This is a genomic window from Streptomyces luteosporeus (assembly GCF_039532865.1).
Taxonomy (GTDB): Bacteria; Actinomycetota; Actinomycetes; order Streptomycetales; family Streptomycetaceae; genus Streptomyces; species Streptomyces luteosporeus.
This window is the reverse complement of the sequence record NZ_BAAASL010000005.1, coordinates 151538-168383: the sequence shown is the minus strand read 5'-3', so window position 1 is coordinate 168383 and position 16846 is coordinate 151538. Positions and strand designations below refer to the sequence as shown.

Annotated in this window: 14 protein-coding genes; all 14 read left to right on the top strand. The window is 73.0% G+C overall.

Going from position 1 to position 16846, the window contains the following annotated elements:
- Nucleotides 1-100: 100 nt before the first annotated feature.
- The 14 genes from pyrR to ABD361_RS07835 all read left to right on the top strand — a co-directional run bounded on the left by pyrR (nt 101) and on the right by ABD361_RS07835 (nt 16710).
- Entirely contained in the window at nt 101-670 is a 570-nt protein-coding gene (gene pyrR / locus ABD361_RS07900) for a bifunctional pyr operon transcriptional regulator/uracil phosphoribosyltransferase PyrR (protein ID WP_344434105.1), read from the top strand.
- A gap of 100 nt (nt 671-770) precedes the next feature.
- Entirely contained in the window at nt 771-1754 is a 984-nt protein-coding gene (locus tag ABD361_RS07895) for an aspartate carbamoyltransferase catalytic subunit (RefSeq protein ID WP_344434104.1), read from the top strand.
- On the top strand, nt 1754-3043 hold the full coding sequence (locus ABD361_RS07890; RefSeq protein WP_344434103.1) for a dihydroorotase: 1290 nt from the start codon (nt 1754-1756) through the stop codon (nt 3041-3043). Before ABD361_RS07895 ends, ABD361_RS07890 begins: the two co-directional genes overlap by 1 nt.
- Nucleotides 3040-3603 (top strand): PH-like domain-containing protein, encoded by a 564-nt coding sequence (locus ABD361_RS07885; protein ID WP_344434102.1) that lies wholly within the window; start codon nt 3040-3042, stop codon nt 3601-3603. Before ABD361_RS07890 ends, ABD361_RS07885 begins: the two co-directional genes overlap by 4 nt.
- Nucleotides 3600-4742, top strand: a complete 1143-nt coding sequence (gene carA / locus ABD361_RS07880; RefSeq protein ID WP_344434101.1) for a glutamine-hydrolyzing carbamoyl-phosphate synthase small subunit — start codon at nt 3600-3602, stop codon at nt 4740-4742. The genes ABD361_RS07885 and carA overlap by 4 nt, the downstream gene beginning before the upstream one ends.
- Complete coding sequence (gene carB / locus ABD361_RS07875) at nt 4735-8046, top strand: carbamoyl-phosphate synthase large subunit (protein ID WP_344434100.1); 3312 nt, start codon at nt 4735-4737, stop codon at nt 8044-8046. The genes carA and carB overlap by 8 nt, the downstream gene beginning before the upstream one ends.
- 99 nt (nt 8047-8145) lie before the next feature.
- On the top strand, nt 8146-9261 hold the full coding sequence (locus ABD361_RS07870; RefSeq protein ID WP_344434099.1) for a quinone-dependent dihydroorotate dehydrogenase: 1116 nt from the start codon (nt 8146-8148) through the stop codon (nt 9259-9261).
- Entirely contained in the window at nt 9258-10112 is an 855-nt protein-coding gene (pyrF, locus tag ABD361_RS07865) for an orotidine-5'-phosphate decarboxylase (RefSeq protein ID WP_344434098.1), read from the top strand. The genes ABD361_RS07870 and pyrF overlap by 4 nt, the downstream gene beginning before the upstream one ends.
- A 247-nt stretch (nt 10113-10359) precedes the next feature.
- Nucleotides 10360-10680, top strand: coding sequence for an integration host factor (locus tag ABD361_RS07860; protein ID WP_344434097.1), 321 nt, complete (start codon nt 10360-10362; stop codon nt 10678-10680).
- 64 nt (nt 10681-10744) lie between these two features.
- Nucleotides 10745-11335 carry a guanylate kinase gene (gene gmk, locus ABD361_RS07855; protein WP_344434096.1) on the top strand — a complete coding sequence of 197 codons (591 nt, stop codon included), beginning with the start codon at nt 10745-10747 and terminating at the stop codon, nt 11333-11335.
- 34 nt (nt 11336-11369) lie between these two features.
- Nucleotides 11370-11642, top strand: coding sequence for a DNA-directed RNA polymerase subunit omega (gene rpoZ, locus ABD361_RS07850; protein WP_344434095.1), 273 nt, complete (start codon nt 11370-11372; stop codon nt 11640-11642).
- A 107-nt stretch (nt 11643-11749) separates the two neighbouring features.
- Nucleotides 11750-12955, top strand: coding sequence for a bifunctional phosphopantothenoylcysteine decarboxylase/phosphopantothenate--cysteine ligase CoaBC (gene coaBC / locus ABD361_RS07845; RefSeq protein ID WP_344434094.1), 1206 nt, complete (start codon nt 11750-11752; stop codon nt 12953-12955).
- Between the two features lie 174 nt (nt 12956-13129).
- Entirely contained in the window at nt 13130-14338 is a 1209-nt protein-coding gene (metK, locus tag ABD361_RS07840; RefSeq protein WP_344434093.1) for a methionine adenosyltransferase, read from the top strand.
- Nucleotides 14339-14547: 209 nt separating this feature from the next.
- Nucleotides 14548-16710, top strand: coding sequence for a primosomal protein N' (locus ABD361_RS07835; protein ID WP_344434092.1), 2163 nt, complete (start codon nt 14548-14550; stop codon nt 16708-16710).
- The last annotated feature ends 136 nt before the right edge of the window (nt 16711-16846 follow it).

Genomic DNA, 16846 nt, shown 5'->3' with positions numbered 1-16846 from the left:
GGTGGGTCGGCCGCCCGTCGCTACTCCTGGTACGGTGAATCCGTAAACCCGACGTCCTTTAAAGTCCGTCCCGTGAGGCGGAGAAGGAGGTCCGTTTCGCATGGACGCAATGAACAGCGCACGTCCCGTGCTGGAAGCACCGGACATCGCACGGGTCCTCACCCGTATCGCGCACGAGATCGTCGAACGCGCCAAGGGCGCCGACGACGTCGTACTCCTCGGCATTCCCACCCGCGGCGTTTCCCTCGCCCGCCGGCTGGCCGCCAAGCTCGAGGACATCACCGGATCCAAGATCCCGGTCGGCTCCCTCGACATCACCATGTACCGCGACGACCTGCGGCTGCGCCCCGCCCGTGCGCTCGCACGCACCGAGATCCCCGGCGAGGGCATCGACGGCCGCCTGGTGATCCTCGTCGACGACGTGCTCTTCTCCGGACGCACCATCCGGGCCGCCCTCGACGCGATGAACGACATCGGCCGCCCCCGCGCGGTCCAGCTCGCCGTCCTCGTCGACCGCGGCCACCGTGAGCTGCCGATCCGTGCCGACTACGTCGGCAAGAACCTCCCTACCTCGCTGCGGGAGACGGTCAAGGTCCAGCTCACCGAGGAGGACGGCCGCGACAGCGTGCTCCTCGGCGCCGGCCCGGAACAGCCCGCCGACGGGCAGTGACGCCACACCCCCGCGGACCCGTGCACCCCTGTGCCCGGGCCCGTCGCCGCGGCATGCCCGTCCGCACCCCCGCACACCTCCCCACCCACGGAGCACCCGGATGCAGCGCCATCTGACCTCGGCCGCCGACCTCACCCGTGACGACGCCGTCCTGATCCTCGACACCGCCGAGGAGATGGCCCGGGTCGCCGACCGGCCCATCAAGAAGCTGCCGACCCTGCGCGGCCGCACCGTCGTCAACCTCTTCTTCGAGGACTCCACCCGCACCCGCATCTCGTTCGAGGCGGCCGCCAAGCGGCTGTCCGCCGACGTCATCAATTTCTCCGCCAAGGGCTCCTCGGTCTCCAAGGGCGAGTCCCTGAAGGACACCGCCCTGACGCTGGAGGCCATGGGTGCCGACGCTGTCGTCATCCGCCACCACGACTCCGGCGCCCCGCACCGCCTGGCCACCTCCGGCTGGATCGGCGGCTCGGTCGTCAACGCCGGCGACGGCACCCACGAGCACCCCACCCAGGCCCTGCTGGACGCCTTCACCATGCGCCGCCGCCTGGTCGGCCCGGACGCCGGCATGGGCCGCGACCTGGCCGGGCGCCGGATCACGATCGTCGGCGACGTGCTGCACAGCCGCGTGGCCCGCTCCAACGTCCACCTGCTGCACACCCTCGGCGCCGAGGTCACCCTGGTCGCCCCGCCCACCCTCGTGCCCATCGGCGTCGGGACCTGGCCCTGCGAGGTCTCCTACGACCTGGACGCAGTGCTGCCGAAGTCGGACGCCGTGATGATGCTGCGCGTCCAGCGCGAGCGCATGAACGCCGCGTTCTTCCCCACCGAGCGCGAGTACGCCCGCCGCTACGGGCTGGACGGCGACCGGATGGCGCGGATGCCCGAGGACGCCATCGTCATGCACCCCGGCCCGATGAACCGCGGCATGGAGATCACCGCCGAGGTCGCCGACTCCCCGCGCTGCACCGCTGTTGAGCAGGTGGCCAACGGCGTCAGCATCCGCATGGCCGTCCTGTACCTGCTGCTGGGCGGCTCCGAGCCGGCCGTCACCACGAACCACCGCACCGAGGAGAACAAGTAATGACCAAGATCCTGATCCGTGGTGCGAAGGTCCTCGGCGGTGAGCCGCAGGACGTGCTGATCGACGGCGAGACCATCGCCGAGGTGGGCACCGGTCTCGTGGCCCCCGACGGCGCCCAGGTGATCGAGGCCGGCGGCCGGATCCTGCTGCCCGGCCTGGTCGACCTGCACACCCACCTGCGCGAGCCCGGCCGCGAGGACTCCGAGACCGTCCTGACCGGCACCCGCGCCGCCGCGTCCGGCGGCTACACCGCCGTCTTCGCCATGGCCAACACCTTCCCCGTCGCCGACACCGCCGGCGTCGTCGAGCAGGTCTGGCGCCTGGGCAAGGAGTCCGGCTACTGCGACGTCCAGCCCATCGGCGCCGTCACCGTCGGCCTGGAGGGCAAGAAGCTCGCCGAGCTCGGCGCCATGCACGACTCCGCCGCCGGGGTGAAGGTCTTCTCCGACGACGGCAAGTGCGTCGACGACGCCGTGATCATGCGCCGGGCGCTGGAGTACGTGAAGGCCTTCGGCGGCGTCGTCGCCCAGCACGCCCAGGAGCCGCGCCTGACCGAGGGCGCCCAGATGAACGAGGGCGTCGTCTCCGCGGAGCTGGGCCTGGGCGGCTGGCCCGCCGTCGCCGAGGAGTCGATCATCGCCCGGGACGTCCTGCTCGCCGAGCACGTCGGCTCCCGGGTGCACATCTGCCACCTGTCCACGGCCGGCTCCGTGGAGATCGTCCGCTGGGCCAAGTCCCGCGGCATCGACGTCACCGCCGAGGTCACCCCGCACCACCTGCTCCTGACCGACGAGCTCGTGCGCTCCTACAACCCGGTCTACAAGGTCAACCCGCCGCTGCGCACCGAGCGCGACGTGCTGGCCCTGCGCGAGGCGCTGGCCGACGGGACGATCGACATCGTCGCCACCGACCACGCCCCGCACCCGCACGAGGACAAGGACTGCGAGTGGGGCGCGGCCGCCATGGGCATGGTGGGCCTGGAGACCGCGCTGTCGGTCGTGCAGCACACCATGGTCGACACCGGCCTGCTGGACTGGGCCGGCGTCGCCGAGCGCATGTCCGCCAAGCCCGCGGCCATCGGCCGGCTGGCCGGCCACGGCCGGCCGATCGCCGCCGGTGAGCCTGCCAACCTCACCCTGGTCGACTCCGCTTACCGTGGAGTCGTGGACCCCGCGGGCTTCGCCTCCCGCAGCCGCAACACCCCCTACGAGGGCCGCGAGCTGCCGGGTCGCGTCACCCACACCTTCCTGCGGGGCCGGGCGACGGTCATGGACGGGAACCTCACGTGACACCTGCACTGATCAATCTGGCGGCCGAGGAGAAGTCTGCCGCCGTCACCGACTGGGCCGCGCGCATCGGCTGGGTCGTCGGGCTGCTGCTCTTCATCGCGCTGGTCTACTGGCTGATGCGCGAGGGCTGGAAGTGGCGCGGCACGCTCCAGGGCGACCTGCCCGAGCTGCCGGCCGCACCCGCCGACCCGGGCGAGCCCGAGCTGCGGATGAGCGGCCGCTACCACGGCTCCACCACCGCCGGCCAGTGGCTCGACCGCATCGTGGCGCACGGCCTGGGCACCCGCAGCCGGGCCGAGCTCACCCTCACCGAGCAGGGCGTGAGCGTCGTCCGGCCGGGCACGGCGGACTTCTTCATCCCCGCGACCGCCCTGCGCGGCGCCCGCCTGGACAAGGGCATCGCCGGCAAGGTCCTCACCGAGGGCGGCCTGCTGGTGATCACCTGGGAGCACGGCGGCACGACCCTCGACTCCGGCTTCCGCTCCGACCACGCGGCCGAGCACGCCGCCTGGGTCGAGGCGATCAGCACCAAGAACAGCACTACGGAAGGCGCACGATGACGACCTCCACCAGGGGGACCGGCAAGATCCCCGCCGTACTCGTCCTGGAGGACGGCCGTACGTTCCGCGGCCGCGCCTACGGCGCCGTCGGCGCCACCTTCGGCGAGGCGGTGTTCTCCACCGGCATGACCGGCTACCAGGAGACCCTGACCGACCCCTCCTACCACCGCCAGGTCGTCGTCATGACGGCCCCGCACGTCGGCAACACCGGCGTCAACGACGAGGACCCGGAGTCCGCCCGCATCTGGGTGGCCGGCTACGTCGTGCGCGACCCCGCCCGCCTGCCGTCCAACTGGCGCTCGCGCCGCTCCCTGGACGAGGAGCTGGAGCGCCAGGGCGTCGTCGGCATCAGCGGCATCGACACCCGCGCCCTGACCCGCCACCTGCGCGAGCGCGGTGCGATGCGGGTGGGCATCTTCTCCGGTGACGCGGTCGCCGACGAGGCCGCGATGCTCGCCCAGGTGCAGGCCGCCCCGCAGATGAAGGGCGCCGACCTGTCCGCCGAGGTCGCCACCAAGGAGGCCTACGTGGTCCCCGCGATCGGGGAGAAGCGTTTCACCGTCGCCGCCGTCGACCTCGGCATCAAGGGCATGACCCCGCAGCGGATGGCCGAGCGCGGCATAGAGGTCCACGTCCTGCCCGCCACCGCCACCGTCGAGGACGTCTACGCGGTGAACCCGGACGGCGTGTTCTTCTCCAACGGCCCCGGCGACCCCGCCACCGCCGACCACCCCGTCTCGGTGATGCGCGAGGTCCTCTCCCGGAAGACCCCGCTGTTCGGCATCTGCTTCGGCAACCAGATCCTCGGGCGCGCGCTCGGCTTCGGCACCTACAAGCTGAAGTACGGCCACCGCGGCATCAACCAGCCCGTGCAGGACCGCACGACCGGCAAGGTCGAGGTCACCGCCCACAACCACGGCTTCGCCGTCGACGCCCCGCTCGACGGCGCGACCGACACGCCGTACGGCCGCGTCGAGGTCTCCCACGTCTGTCTCAACGACAACGTGGTGGAGGGTCTCCAGCTCCTCGACCAGCCGGCGTTCAGCGTCCAGTACCACCCCGAGGCGGCCGCGGGCCCGCACGACGCCGCGTACCTCTTCGACCGCTTCGTGACCCTGATGGAGGGCCAGCGTGCCTAAGCGCACCGACATCCAGTCCGTTCTGGTCATCGGCTCCGGCCCGATCGTCATCGGCCAGGCCGCGGAGTTCGACTACTCCGGCACCCAGGCCTGCCGCGTCCTGAAGTCCGAGGGCCTGCGGGTCATCCTCGTCAACTCCAACCCGGCCACGATCATGACCGACCCGGAGATCGCCGACGCCACCTACGTCGAGCCGATCACCCCGGAGTTCGTCGAGAAGATCATCGCCAAGGAGCGCCCCGACGCCCTCCTGCCCACCCTCGGCGGCCAGACCGCGCTGAACACCGCCATCTCCATGCACGAGAACGGCGTGCTGGAGAAGTACGGCGTGGAGCTGATCGGCGCCAACGTCGAGGCCATCCACAAGGGCGAGGACCGCGACCTGTTCAAGGGCGTCGTCGAGGCCGTCAACGCCAAGATCGGCCACGGCGAGTCCGCCCGCTCGGTCATCTGCCACACCATGGACGAGGTGCTCGCGGGCGTCGAGACGCTCGGCGGCTACCCGGTCGTGGTCCGCCCCTCCTTCACCATGGGCGGCGCCGGCTCCGGCTTCGCCCACGACGAGGACGAGCTGCGCCGCATCGCGGGCCAGGGCCTCGCGCTCTCCCCGACCACCGAGGTGCTCCTGGAGGAGTCCATCCTCGGCTGGAAGGAGTACGAGCTGGAGCTGATGCGCGACAAGAACGACAACGTCGTGGTCGTCTGCTCCATCGAGAACTTCGACCCCATGGGCGTGCACACCGGTGACTCCATCACCGTCGCCCCGGCGATGACGCTCACCGACCGCGAGTACCAGATCCTGCGCGACGTCGGCATCGCGATCATCCGCGAGGTGGGCGTCGACACCGGCGGCTGCAACATCCAGTTCGCGGTCAACCCCGTCGACGGCCGGGTCATCGTCATCGAGATGAACCCGCGCGTCTCGCGCTCCTCCGCGCTCGCCTCCAAGGCCACCGGCTTCCCGATCGCGAAGATCGCCGCGCGGCTGGCCGTCGGCTACACGCTCGACGAGATCCCCAACGACATCACCGAGCAGACCCCGGCGTCCTTCGAGCCCACGCTCGACTACGTCGTGGTCAAGGCCCCCCGCTTCGCGTTCGAGAAGTTCCCGGCCGCCGACGCCACCCTCACGACGACCATGAAGTCCGTCGGCGAGGCCATGGCCATCGGCCGCAACTTCACCGAGGCCCTGCAGAAGGCCCTGCGCTCGCTGGAGAAGAAGGGCTCCCAGTTCGACTTCGTCACCCCCGTCGGCGACAAGGACGAGCTGCTGGCCAAGGCCGTGCGCCCCACCGACGGCCGCATCAACACCGTCATGGACGCCATCCGCGCCGGCGCCACGCCGGAGGAGGTCTTCGAGGCGACGAAGATCGACCCCTGGTTCGTCGACCAGCTCTTCCTGATCAAGGAGATCGCCGACGAGCTCGCCGCCGCCGAGCGCCTGGAGCCCGAGCTGCTGGCCGAGGCCAAGCGGCACGGCTTCTCCGACGCCCAGATCGGGGCCATCCGCGGCCTGCGCGAGGACGTCGTCCGCGAGGTCCGCCGCTCCCTCGGCGTCCGCCCGGTCTACAAGACCGTCGACACCTGCGCCGCCGAGTTCGCCGCGAAGACCCCGTACTTCTACTCCTCCTACGACGAGGAGAGCGAGGTCGCGCCCCGCGAGAAGCCCGCGGTGATCATCCTGGGCTCCGGCCCGAACCGCATCGGCCAGGGCATCGAGTTCGACTACTCCTGCGTCCACGCCTCCTTCGCCCTGAGCGACGCCGGCTACGAGACCGTGATGGTCAACTGCAACCCCGAGACCGTCTCCACCGACTACGACACCTCCGACCGGCTCTACTTCGAGCCGCTCACCCTGGAGGACGTCCTGGAGGTCGTCCACGCCGAGATGCAGGCCGGCCCCGTCGCCGGTGTCGTCGTCCAGCTCGGCGGCCAGACCCCGCTGGGCCTGGCCCAGGCCCTGAAGGACAACGGCGTGCCGATCGTCGGCACCTCGCCCGAGGCCATCGACCTCGCCGAGGAGCGCGGCGCCTTCGGCCGCGTGCTGACCGAGGCCGGCCTGCCCGCGCCCAAGTACGGCACCGCCTTCTCCTTCGAGGAGGCCAAGGCCATCGCCGCCGAGATCGGCTACCCGGTCATGGTCCGCCCCTCCTACGTCCTCGGCGGCCGCGGCATGGAGATCGTCTACGACGAGCCCTCCCTCGCCGGCTACCTGGAGCGCCACGCAGGTCTGATCTCCGAGCACCCGGTGCTCATCGACCGCTTCCTCGACGACGCCATCGAGATCGACGTCGACGCGCTCTACGACGGCCAGGAGCTCTACCTCGGCGGCGTCATGGAGCACATCGAGGAGGCCGGCATCCACTCCGGCGACTCCGCGTGCGCCCTGCCGCCGATGACCCTGGGCGGCTACGACATCAAGCGCCTGCGCGCCTCCACCGAGGCCATCGCCAAGGGCGTGGGCGTGCGCGGCCTGATCAACATCCAGTTCGCCATGGCCGGGGACATCCTCTACGTCCTGGAGGCCAACCCGCGCGCCTCCCGCACGGTCCCCTTCACCTCCAAGGCGACCGCCGTGCCGCTGGCCAAGGCCGCCGCCCGCATCTCGCTCGGCGCGACCGTCGCCGAGCTGCGCGCCGAGGGCATGCTGCCCAAGGAGGGCGACGGCGGCACCCTGCCGCTGGACGCGCCGATCTCCGTCAAGGAGGCCGTGATGCCGTGGTCGCGCTTCCGTGACACCGCCGGCCGCGGCGTGGACACCGTCCTCGGCCCGGAGATGCGCTCCACCGGCGAGGTCATGGGCATCGACGACGTCTTCGGCACCGCCTACGCCAAGTCGCAGGCCGGCGCCTACGGCGCGCTGCCCACCAAGGGCCGGGCCTTCGTCTCGGTGGCCAACCGCGACAAGCGCTCGATCATCTTCCCGGCCCGCGAGCTGGTCGCCCACGGCTTCGAGCTGCTCGCCACCTCCGGCACCGCCGAGGTGCTGCGCCGCAACGGCATCAACGCCACCGTGGTGCGCAAGCAGTCCGAGGGCGAGGGCCCCGGCGGCGAGCGGACGATCGTCCAGCTCATCCACGACGGCGAGGTCGACCTCATCGTCAACACGCCCTACGGCACCGGCGGCCGCCTCGACGGCTACGAGATCCGCACCGCCGCCGTCGCCCGGGCGGTGCCCTGCCTGACCACGGTCCAGGCGGCCGCGGCCGCCGTCCAGGGCATCGACGCCCTGACCCGCGGCGAGGTGGGCGTCCGCTCGCTGCAGGAGCACGCGCAGCGGCTGACCGCCGCACGCGAGGCGTAGGCCGCCCGGCCGAGGGGGACACCGCAGGCGGTGTCCCCCTCGGCATGCGCCCCGCCCGCACCCCGCCAAGGAAGCGCCCCGCGCCACGGAAGGCCCGCCATGTACCGCCTCTTCTTCGACCTGATCTTCAAGCGCATGGACCCCGAGCGGGCCCACCACCTCGCCTTCGGCTGGATCCGGGCGCTGGCCCGCATCCCCGTCCTGCGCACCTTCGCCGCCGCCGTCCTCGCCCCCCGCCACAAGAGCCTGCGCACCGAGGCCCTCGGCCTGCGCATGCACGGCCCCTTCGGCCTGGCCGCCGGCTTCGACAAGAACGCCGCCGCCGTCGACGGCATGGCCATGCTCGGCTTCGACCACGTCGAGATCGGCACCGTCACCGCCCAGCCGCAGCCCGGCAACCCCAAGAAGCGCCTCTTCCGGCTGGTCGCCGACCGGGCGCTGATCAACCGCATGGGCTTCAACAACGACGGCTCGGCCGCCGTCGCGGAGCGCCTGGCCGGGCGCAGGGAAGTCTTCCGCACCACCGTCGGCGTCAACATCGGCAAGACCAAGATCGTGCCGGAGGCGGAGGCCGTCGCCGACTACGTCGCCTCCACCGAGCGCCTGGCCGCCCACGCCGACTACCTCGTCGTCAACGTCTCCTCGCCCAACACGCCCGGCCTGCGCAACCTCCAGGCCGTCGACCACCTGCGCCCGCTGCTCGCGGCCGTGCGCGAGGCCGCCGACCGCACGGTCACCACCCGTCGCGTCCCGCTCCTGGTCAAGATCGCCCCCGACCTGGCCGACGAGGACGTCGACGCCGTCGCCGACCTCGCCGTCGAGCTCGGCCTCGACGGCATCATCGCCACCAACACCACCATCGCCCGCGAGGGCCTGGGCCTCGTCACCCCCGCCCGCACCGTCGAGGCCATCGGCGCGGGCGGCCTGTCCGGTGCGCCCCTGAAGGAGCGCTCGCTGGAGGTCCTGCGCCGCCTGTACGCCCGTGTGGGCGACCGGATCACCCTCGTCGGCGTGGGCGGCATCACCACCGCCGACGACGCCTGGGAGCGCATCCTGGCGGGCGCCACGCTGGTCCAGGGCTACAGCGCCTTCATCTACGAGGGCCCCTTCTGGTGCCGCAGGATCCACAAGGGCCTGGCCGAGCGCCTGGCCGCCAGCCCCTACGCCACCCTCGCCGAGGCCGTGGGCGCCGACCACAAGAAGGTGACCGCATGACGACCACCCCCGCACCCTTCGGCGCCCGCCTGCGCCGCGCCATGGACGAGCGCGGCCCGCTGTGCGTCGGCATCGACCCGCACGCCTCCCTCCTGGCCGACTGGGGCCTGAACGACGACATCGCCGGCCTGGAGCGCTTCACGCACACCGTGGTGGAGGCCCTGGCCGACCGCGTCGCCGTCCTCAAGCCGCAGTCCGCCTTCTTCGAGCGCTTCGGCTCCCGCGGCATCGCCGTCCTGGAGCGCGCCGTGGCCGACTCCCGGGCCGCCGGCGCCCTGGTGCTGATGGACGCCAAGCGCGGCGACATCGGCTCCACGATGGCCGCCTACGCCGCCACCTACCTCGACCCCGCCTCCCCGCTGTTCTCCGACGCCGTCACCGTCAGCCCGTACCTCGGCTACGGCTCGCTGCGCCCCGCGCTGGACCTGGCGCGCGAGAGCGGCACGGGCGTCTTCGTGCTCGCCCTGACCTCCAACCCGGAGGGCGCCGAGGTGCAGCACGCGGTGCGCGAGGACGGCACCACGATCGCCGCGACGATGCTGGACCACCTGCGGGCCGAGAACGCCGGTGCGGCGCCCATGGGCTCGTACGGGGCCGTCGTGGGGGCCACGCTGGGCTCCTCGGCCGGGGCCGCCCGTGCGGATCTGGCCATCAACGGGCCGCTCCTGGCCCCCGGCATCGGTGCGCAGGGCGCCACCGCGGCGGATCTGCCCAAGGTCTTCGGGGCGGCCGTGCGGGACGTCGTGCCCAACGTCAGCCGGGGGGTGCTGCGGCACGGCCCGGCCGTGGGGGCACTGCGCGAGAGCGCCGCCCGGTTCGCCGCCGAGGTGCGCGAGGCGGTGGGCTCCTAGGACGTCCGCGGGGGGAGCGCGCGGGCGCCACCTGCGGAAAAAGTCGGTCATTATGTCCGGAAAAGTCCCGGTCGAGCGACTCTGACCTGGACTTTTCGCTTGTTCTCGCTGACTGGAGCGGCAACGGCCGCTAGTCTCCGACGAGAGCGAACGTGCAAGCGCGTTGCTCGTTGCTCCCCAGGTGTGGGCCGACTAGGTTCCTCACCGGTCCGTAATCCGACAGTTCGACATCCGAGGTGACGTAGGCGTGGCTCTTCCGCCCCTTACCCCTGAACAGCGCGCAGCCGCGCTCGAAAAGGCCGCCGCGGCTCGCCGGGAGCGCGCCGAGGTCAAGAATCGACTCAAGCACTCCGGCGCCTCGCTGCACGAGGTCATCGAGCAGGGCCAGAAGAACGAAGTCATCGGCAAGATGAAGGTCAGTGCCCTGCTGGAGTCCCTGCCCGGTGTGGGCAAGGTCCGGGCCAAGCAGATCATGGAGCGGCTGGGCATCTCCGAGAGCCGCCGGGTGCGCGGTCTCGGTTCGAACCAGATCGCCTCCCTGGAGCGGGAGTTCGGCTCCAAGGCCTGATCATCACTCGCCGCCGGGCGGCCCGGCGTTCCCAGGCACTCCCGGGAACCGGGATAATCGCTGCATGAGTACTGCAGTCTCCCGGGGGTCCTCCCCGGTGCCCCCGGCCAGACGACCGCGGCTGACCGTGCTCTCCGGCCCCTCCGGGGTCGGCAAGAGCACGGTCGTCGCCCACATGCGCAAGGCCCACCCCGAGGTCTGGCTCTCGGTGTCCTGCACCACCCGCAAGCCGCGGCCCGGCGAGCAGGACGGGGTCCAGTACTTCTTCGTCGACGACGAGCAGTTCGACAAGCTCATCGCCAATGGCGAGCTGCTGGAGTGGGCCGAGTTCGCGGGCAACCGCTACGGCACTCCGCGGGGGGCCGTGCTCGACCGCCTGGAGGCGGGCGAGCCGGTGCTGCTGGAGATCGACCTGCAGGGCGCCCGGCAGGTCCGCGAGACCATGCCGGAGGCCCGGCTGGTCTTCCTCGCGCCGCCGAGCTGGGACGAGCTGGTGCGCCGGCTCACCGGCCGGGGCACCGAGTCGCCCGAGGTGATCGAGCGCCGGCTGGCCGCGGCCCGGATCGAGCTGGCGGCGGAGTCGGAGTTCGACACCACGCTCGTCAACACCTCGGTCGAGGATGTCGCACGCGAGCTGCTAGCCTTGCTGCGCTGAACATCTTTCTTCACCCCCCTTCGGAAGGCAGAGAGTGTCCTCTTCCATCACCGCGCCCGAGGGCATCATCAACCCGCCGATTGATGAGCTGCTCGAGGCGACCGACTCGAAGTACAGCCTCGTGATCTACGCCGCCAAGCGCGCGCGCCAGATCAACGCGTACTACTCGCAGCTCGGCGAGGGCCTGCTGGAGTACGTCGGCCCGCTGGTGGACACCCACGTCCACGAGAAGCCGCTCTCCATCGCGCTCCGCGAGATCAACGCGGGCCTGCTGACCTCCGAGGCCGTCGACACCCCGGCGGCCTGAGGAACGAGAGTTTCCGTATCAAGGGCCCGGCAGCGCGACTGCCGGGCCCTTGGTGTGTCATGGGTCTGCACGGTTTGCGTACGCGAGCGCGGGGAGAAGCGAGAGCGATGGAGAAGCCCAAGGTCGTCCTGGGGGTCAGCGGTGGCATCGCCGCCTACAAGGCGTGCGAGCTGCTGCGACGGCTGACCGAGTCCGGGCACGACGTCCGTGTCGTGCCCACCGAGTCGGCCCTGCACTTCGTCGGCGAGGCCACCTGGGCGGCGCTGTCCGGGCACCCGGCCGGCACCCGCGTGTGGGAGAGCGTCCACGAGGTGCCGCACGTGCGGATCGGGCAGCAGGCCGACCTCGTCGTCGTCGCGCCCGCCACCGCCGACATGCTCGCCAAGGCCGCCCACGGCCTGGCCGACGACCTGCTGACCAACACGCTGCTCACCGCGCGCTGCCCCGTCGTGTTCGCCCCGGCCATGCACACCGAGATGTGGGAGAACGCGGCCACCCAGGAGAACGTGGCGACCCTGCGCCGGCGCGGCGCGATCGTCATCGAGCCCGCCGTCGGCCGGCTGACCGGCGTCGACACCGGCAAGGGCCGGCTGCCCGACCCGGAGGAGATCTTCGAGGTCTGCCGCAGGGTGCTGGCCCGCGGCGCCGGCACGCCCGCCGATCTCGCGGGGCGGCACGTCGTGGTGAGCGCCGGCGGCACCCGCGAGCCGCTGGACCCCGTCCGCTTCCTGGGGAACCGTTCCTCCGGCAAGCAGGGCTACGCCCTCGCCCGCACCGCCGTGGCCCGCGGCGCCCGGGTCACCCTCGTCGCCGCCAACAGCGAGCTGCCCGACCCCGCCGGCGCCGACGTGGTGCACGTGGGCACCGCCGTCCAGCTGCGGGAGGCCGTCCTGAAGGCCGCCGCCGACGCGGACGCCGTGGTCATGGCCGCCGCCGTCGCCGACTTCCGGCCGGCCCGGTACGCCGAGGGCAAGATCAAGAAGCGGGAGGGGCAGGAGCCCGAGCCCGTCGCCCTGGTGCGCAACCCCGACGTCCTCGCCGAGCTCTCCGCCGAGCGGGCCCGCCCCGGCCAGGTCGTCGTCGGCTTCGCCGCCGAGACCGACGACGTGCTGGCCAACGGCCGCGCCAAGCTCGCCCGCAAGGGCTGCGACCTGCTGGTCGTCAACGAGGTGGGCGAGCGCAAGACCTTCGGCTCGGAGACCAACGAGGCCGTCGTCCTGGCCTCCGACGGCACGGAGACCCCCGTTCCCTACGGCCCGAAGGAAGCCCTCGCGGACGTCGTCTGGGACCTGGTCGCCCCTCGCCTCGCCTGACTCCCGTATGACGCTTCGGTGACGGGAGTCACAGCCTGCGGCGTTCACCATGCGGCAGGGGAGGCCCGCAGGACGAGAACGCCGGATAAACTGGCACCGGATCCGAGTCGAGCGCAGCTCTCGGCCGGGTCCGTCAATGATCAGCCAGCAGCCGCTGCAACCCCAGGGAGCGATGTGTCCCGCCGCCTGTTCACCTCGGAGTCCGTGACCGAGGGTCACCCCGACAAGATCGCCGACCAGATCAGCGATTCCATTCTCGACGCCCTCCTCAAGGAGGACCCGACCTCGCGTGTCGCCGTCGAGACCCTGATCACCACCGGCCTGGTGCACGTGGCCGGCGAGGTGACCACCAAGGCCTACGCGCCGATCGCCTCGCTCGTGCGCAACAAGATCCTCGAGATCGGTTACGACTCCTCCAAGAAGGGCTTCGACGGCGCTTCCTGCGGCGTCTCCGTCTCCATCGGCGCCCAGTCGCCGGACATCGCCCAGGGCGTCGACACGGCGTACGAGACCCGTGTCGAGGGCGACGAGGACGAGCTCGACCGCCAGGGCGCGGGCGACCAGGGCCTGATGTTCGGCTTCGCCTGCGACGAGACGCCGAACCTCATGCCGCTGCCCATCGAGCTGGCCCACCGCCTCTCGCGCCGCCTGACCGAGGTCCGCAAGAACGGGACCATCCCCTACCTGCGCCCCGACGGCAAGACCCAGGTGACCATCGAGTACGACGGCCACAAGGCCGTCCGCCTGGACACCGTGGTCGTCTCCTCCCAGCACGCGTCCGACATCGACCTGGACTCGCTGCTGGCCCCCGACATCCGCGAGTACGTCGTCGAGCACGTCCTCAAGGAGCTCGTCGAGGACGGCATCAAGCTGGACACCGACGGCTACCGCCTGCTGGTCAACCCCACCGGCCGCTTCGAGATCGGCGGCCCGATGGGCGACGCCGGCCTGACCGGCCGCAAGATCATCATCGACACCTACGGCGGCATGTCCCGCCACGGCGGCGGCGCCTTCTCCGGCAAGGACCCGTCCAAGGTCGACCGCTCGGCCGCCTACGCCATGCGCTGGGTCGCCAAGAACGTCGTCGCCGCGGGCCTGGCCGCCCGCTGCGAGGTCCAGGTCGCCTACGCCATCGGCAAGGCCGAGCCCGTCGGTCTGTTCGTCGAGACCTTCGGCACCAACACGGTCGACACCGAGAAGATCGAGAACGCCGTCGCCGAGGTCTTCGACCTCCGCCCGGCCGCGATCATCCGCGACCTCGACCTGCTCCGCCCGATCTACGCCCAGACCGCCGCCTACGGCCACTTCGGCCGTGAGCTGCCGGACTTCACCTGGGAGCGCACCGACCGCGTGGACGCCCTGAAGAAGGCCGTGGGCCTGTAAGGCCCCCCGGTCCGCACACCGGCCCCCGGACCGCACCAGCGGTCCGGGGGCCGGTGCGTTGCCGGGGGCCCGGGCGCAGCACGGCACCCCACCTGCGGGCGCGTCGTGGCGTCTCGCGCCCGCGCGGCGGAGCCGCAGATCGATACGGCCCCGCGCCCCTCACGGGCACCGCTCCTGCGCTGTCGGTGCCCTCTGGTAGGACTGGAACCGTGAGCAGCAACAACGGGCGGCCCGAGGGCGCGGGGGAGAGCGGGGAGGCCCCCGTGGCGGAGCAGCTCGCCTTCATCCGGGAGAGCGTGCGCAAGGCCAAGGCGCCGCGGGCCAGGCCGCGCACGTGGCGGGGGGCCGAGCTGGCGGCGGAGCTGCCCGTGGCGCGGGTGCTCGTCGACAAGGGGCCCGTGCACCTCGACCGCCTGTGGGACTACGCCGTGCCCGCCGAGCTCGACGACCGGGCCCGGCCCGGGGTGCGGGTGCGGGTGCGCTTCGGTGCCGGCACGCGCAACGTGCGGGGCGGGCGGCGGGAGGGCGGCGGGCTGCTCGACGGGTTCATCGTCGAGCGCGTCGCCGAGTCCGACTACAGCGGGCCGCTCGCCGCCCTCGCCCAGGTGCTCTCGCCCGAGCCGGTGCTCTCGCCCGCGCTGCTGGCGCTGTGCCGCTCCGTCGCCGACCGGTACGCCGGCTCCCTCGCCGACGTGCTGCAGCTCGCCGTGCCGCCCCGGCACGCCCGCATCGAGGCCGAGCCCTCGCCGGCGCCCTTGGCGCCGCCCGCCGCGCCGGCCGCCGGCAGCTGGGCGCGGTACCCGACGGGCCCGGCGTTCCTGCAGGCCCTCGCCCGCGGCGACCGCCCGCGCGCGGTGTGGACGGCCCTGCCCGGGCCGCACTGGCCCGGCGAGCTGGCACGGGCCGCCGCCGCCACGCTCGCCTCCGGGCGCGGCGCCCTGCTGGTCGTTCCGGACGGCCGGGCCGCCGCCCGGGTCGACGCCGCGCTCACCGAGCTGCTCGGCACCGGCCGGCACGTGCTGCTGACCGCCGACACCGGGCCGGAGGAGCGCTACCGCCGGTGGCTTGCGATCAACCGGGGTTCGGTGCGGGTCGTGGTCGGCACCCGGGCCGCGATGTTCGCACCCGTGCGCGACCTCGGCCTCGCGGCCGTCTGGGACGACGGCGACTCCAGCCACAGCGAGCCCCACGCCCCCCAGCCGCACGCCCGCGAGGTCCTGCTGCTGCGGGCCGCCCACGAGAAGGCCGGCTTCCTGCTCGGCGGCTTCGGCTGCACCGTCGAGGCCGCCCAGCTGGTCGACACCGGCTGGGCCCGCCCGCTGGCCGCCGACCGCGAGACGGTGCGTGCCGTGGCGCCGCGCGTGCGGACCGTCGGCGAGAGCGACGAGGCGCGGGACGCGGCCGCCCGCACCGCCCGCCTGCCCTCCGTCGCCTGGGAGGTCGCCCGCGAAGGGCTCACCCGTGGCCCGGTGCTCGTCCAGGTGCCCCGGCGCGGGTACGTGCCGCGGCTGGCCTGCGAACGCTGCCGCGAGCCCGCCCGCTGCGCCCACTGCGCCGGCCCGCTGGAGGCCCGCGGCGCCGACGGCGGCCTGCTGCACTGCGGCTGGTGCGGGCAGGAGGCGCGCGACTGGCACTGCGCCGAGTGCGGCGGCGCACGGCTGCGCGCCAGCGTCGTCGGCGCCGGGCGTACGGCCGAGGAGCTGGGCCGGGCCTTCCCGTCGGTGCCGGTGCGCACCTCCGGGCGCGACCACGTGCTCGACACCGTGCCCGACCGGCCCGCGCTCGTCGTCTGCACCCCGGGAGCCGAGCCCGTCGCCGACGGCGGCTACGCCGCGGCCCTGCTCCTCGACGGCTGGGCCCTCCTCGGCCGCCCCGACCTGCGCGCGGGGGAGGAGGCGCTGCGCCGCTGGCTGGACGCCGCCGCGCTCGTGCGGGGGCGCGAGGCCGGCGGCACGGTCGTCGTCGTGGCCGAGCCGACGCTGCGGCCGGTGCAGGCGCTCGTGCGGTGGGATCCGGCCGGGCACGCGGTGCGCGAGCTCGCCGACCGGGCGGAGCTGGGCTTCCCGCCGGTCTCCCGGATGGCGGCCGTCTCCGGCCCGCCGGACGCCGTGGCGGATCTGATCGGCATGGCCGAGCTGCCCCCGGGCACGGAGGTCCTCGGGCCGGTGCCGGTGCCGCCCGCCCTGCCGGGGCGGCCGCGCCGGCAGGGCGGGCCGCCGCCGGGCGAGCACTGGGAGCGGGCGCTGCTGCGCGTACGGCCGGGGCAGGGCGCGGCGCTGGCGGCGGCGCTCAAGGCGGCGCAGGCCGTGCGCTTGGCGCGGCGCGAGGGCGAGCCGGTGCGGTTGCGGGTGGACCCGCCGGACATCGGCTGACGGGTGCGGCGTCGGGGCCGGGGGGCCGTCCCGATCTGCGGTGCCGCCGCGTGGCGCGTTCGGCTGCGGGCCGTCGGTGGTCGATCGCGCAGTTCCCCGCGCCCCTACGGGGCGCCCCGGTGCCGACCTGCCGTGC

Bases quoted from the DNA above. Each gene is read 5' to 3' on its own strand.
- pyrR (WP_344434105.1), top strand. From the start codon at position 101: ATGGACGCAATGAACAGCGCACGTCCCGTGCTGGAAGCACCGGACATC.
- ABD361_RS07895 (WP_344434104.1), top strand. From the start codon at position 771: ATGCAGCGCCATCTGACCTCGGCCGCCGACCTCACCCGTGACGACGCC.
- ABD361_RS07890 (WP_344434103.1), top strand. From the start codon at position 1,754: ATGACCAAGATCCTGATCCGTGGTGCGAAGGTCCTCGGCGGTGAGCCG.
- carA (WP_344434101.1), top strand. From the start codon at position 3,600: ATGACGACCTCCACCAGGGGGACCGGCAAGATCCCCGCCGTACTCGTC.
- ABD361_RS07870 (WP_344434099.1), top strand. From the start codon at position 8,146: ATGTACCGCCTCTTCTTCGACCTGATCTTCAAGCGCATGGACCCCGAG.
- pyrF (WP_344434098.1), top strand. From the start codon at position 9,258: ATGACGACCACCCCCGCACCCTTCGGCGCCCGCCTGCGCCGCGCCATG.
- gmk (WP_344434096.1), top strand. From the start codon at position 10,745: ATGAGTACTGCAGTCTCCCGGGGGTCCTCCCCGGTGCCCCCGGCCAGA.
- coaBC (WP_344434094.1), top strand. From the start codon at position 11,750: ATGGAGAAGCCCAAGGTCGTCCTGGGGGTCAGCGGTGGCATCGCCGCC.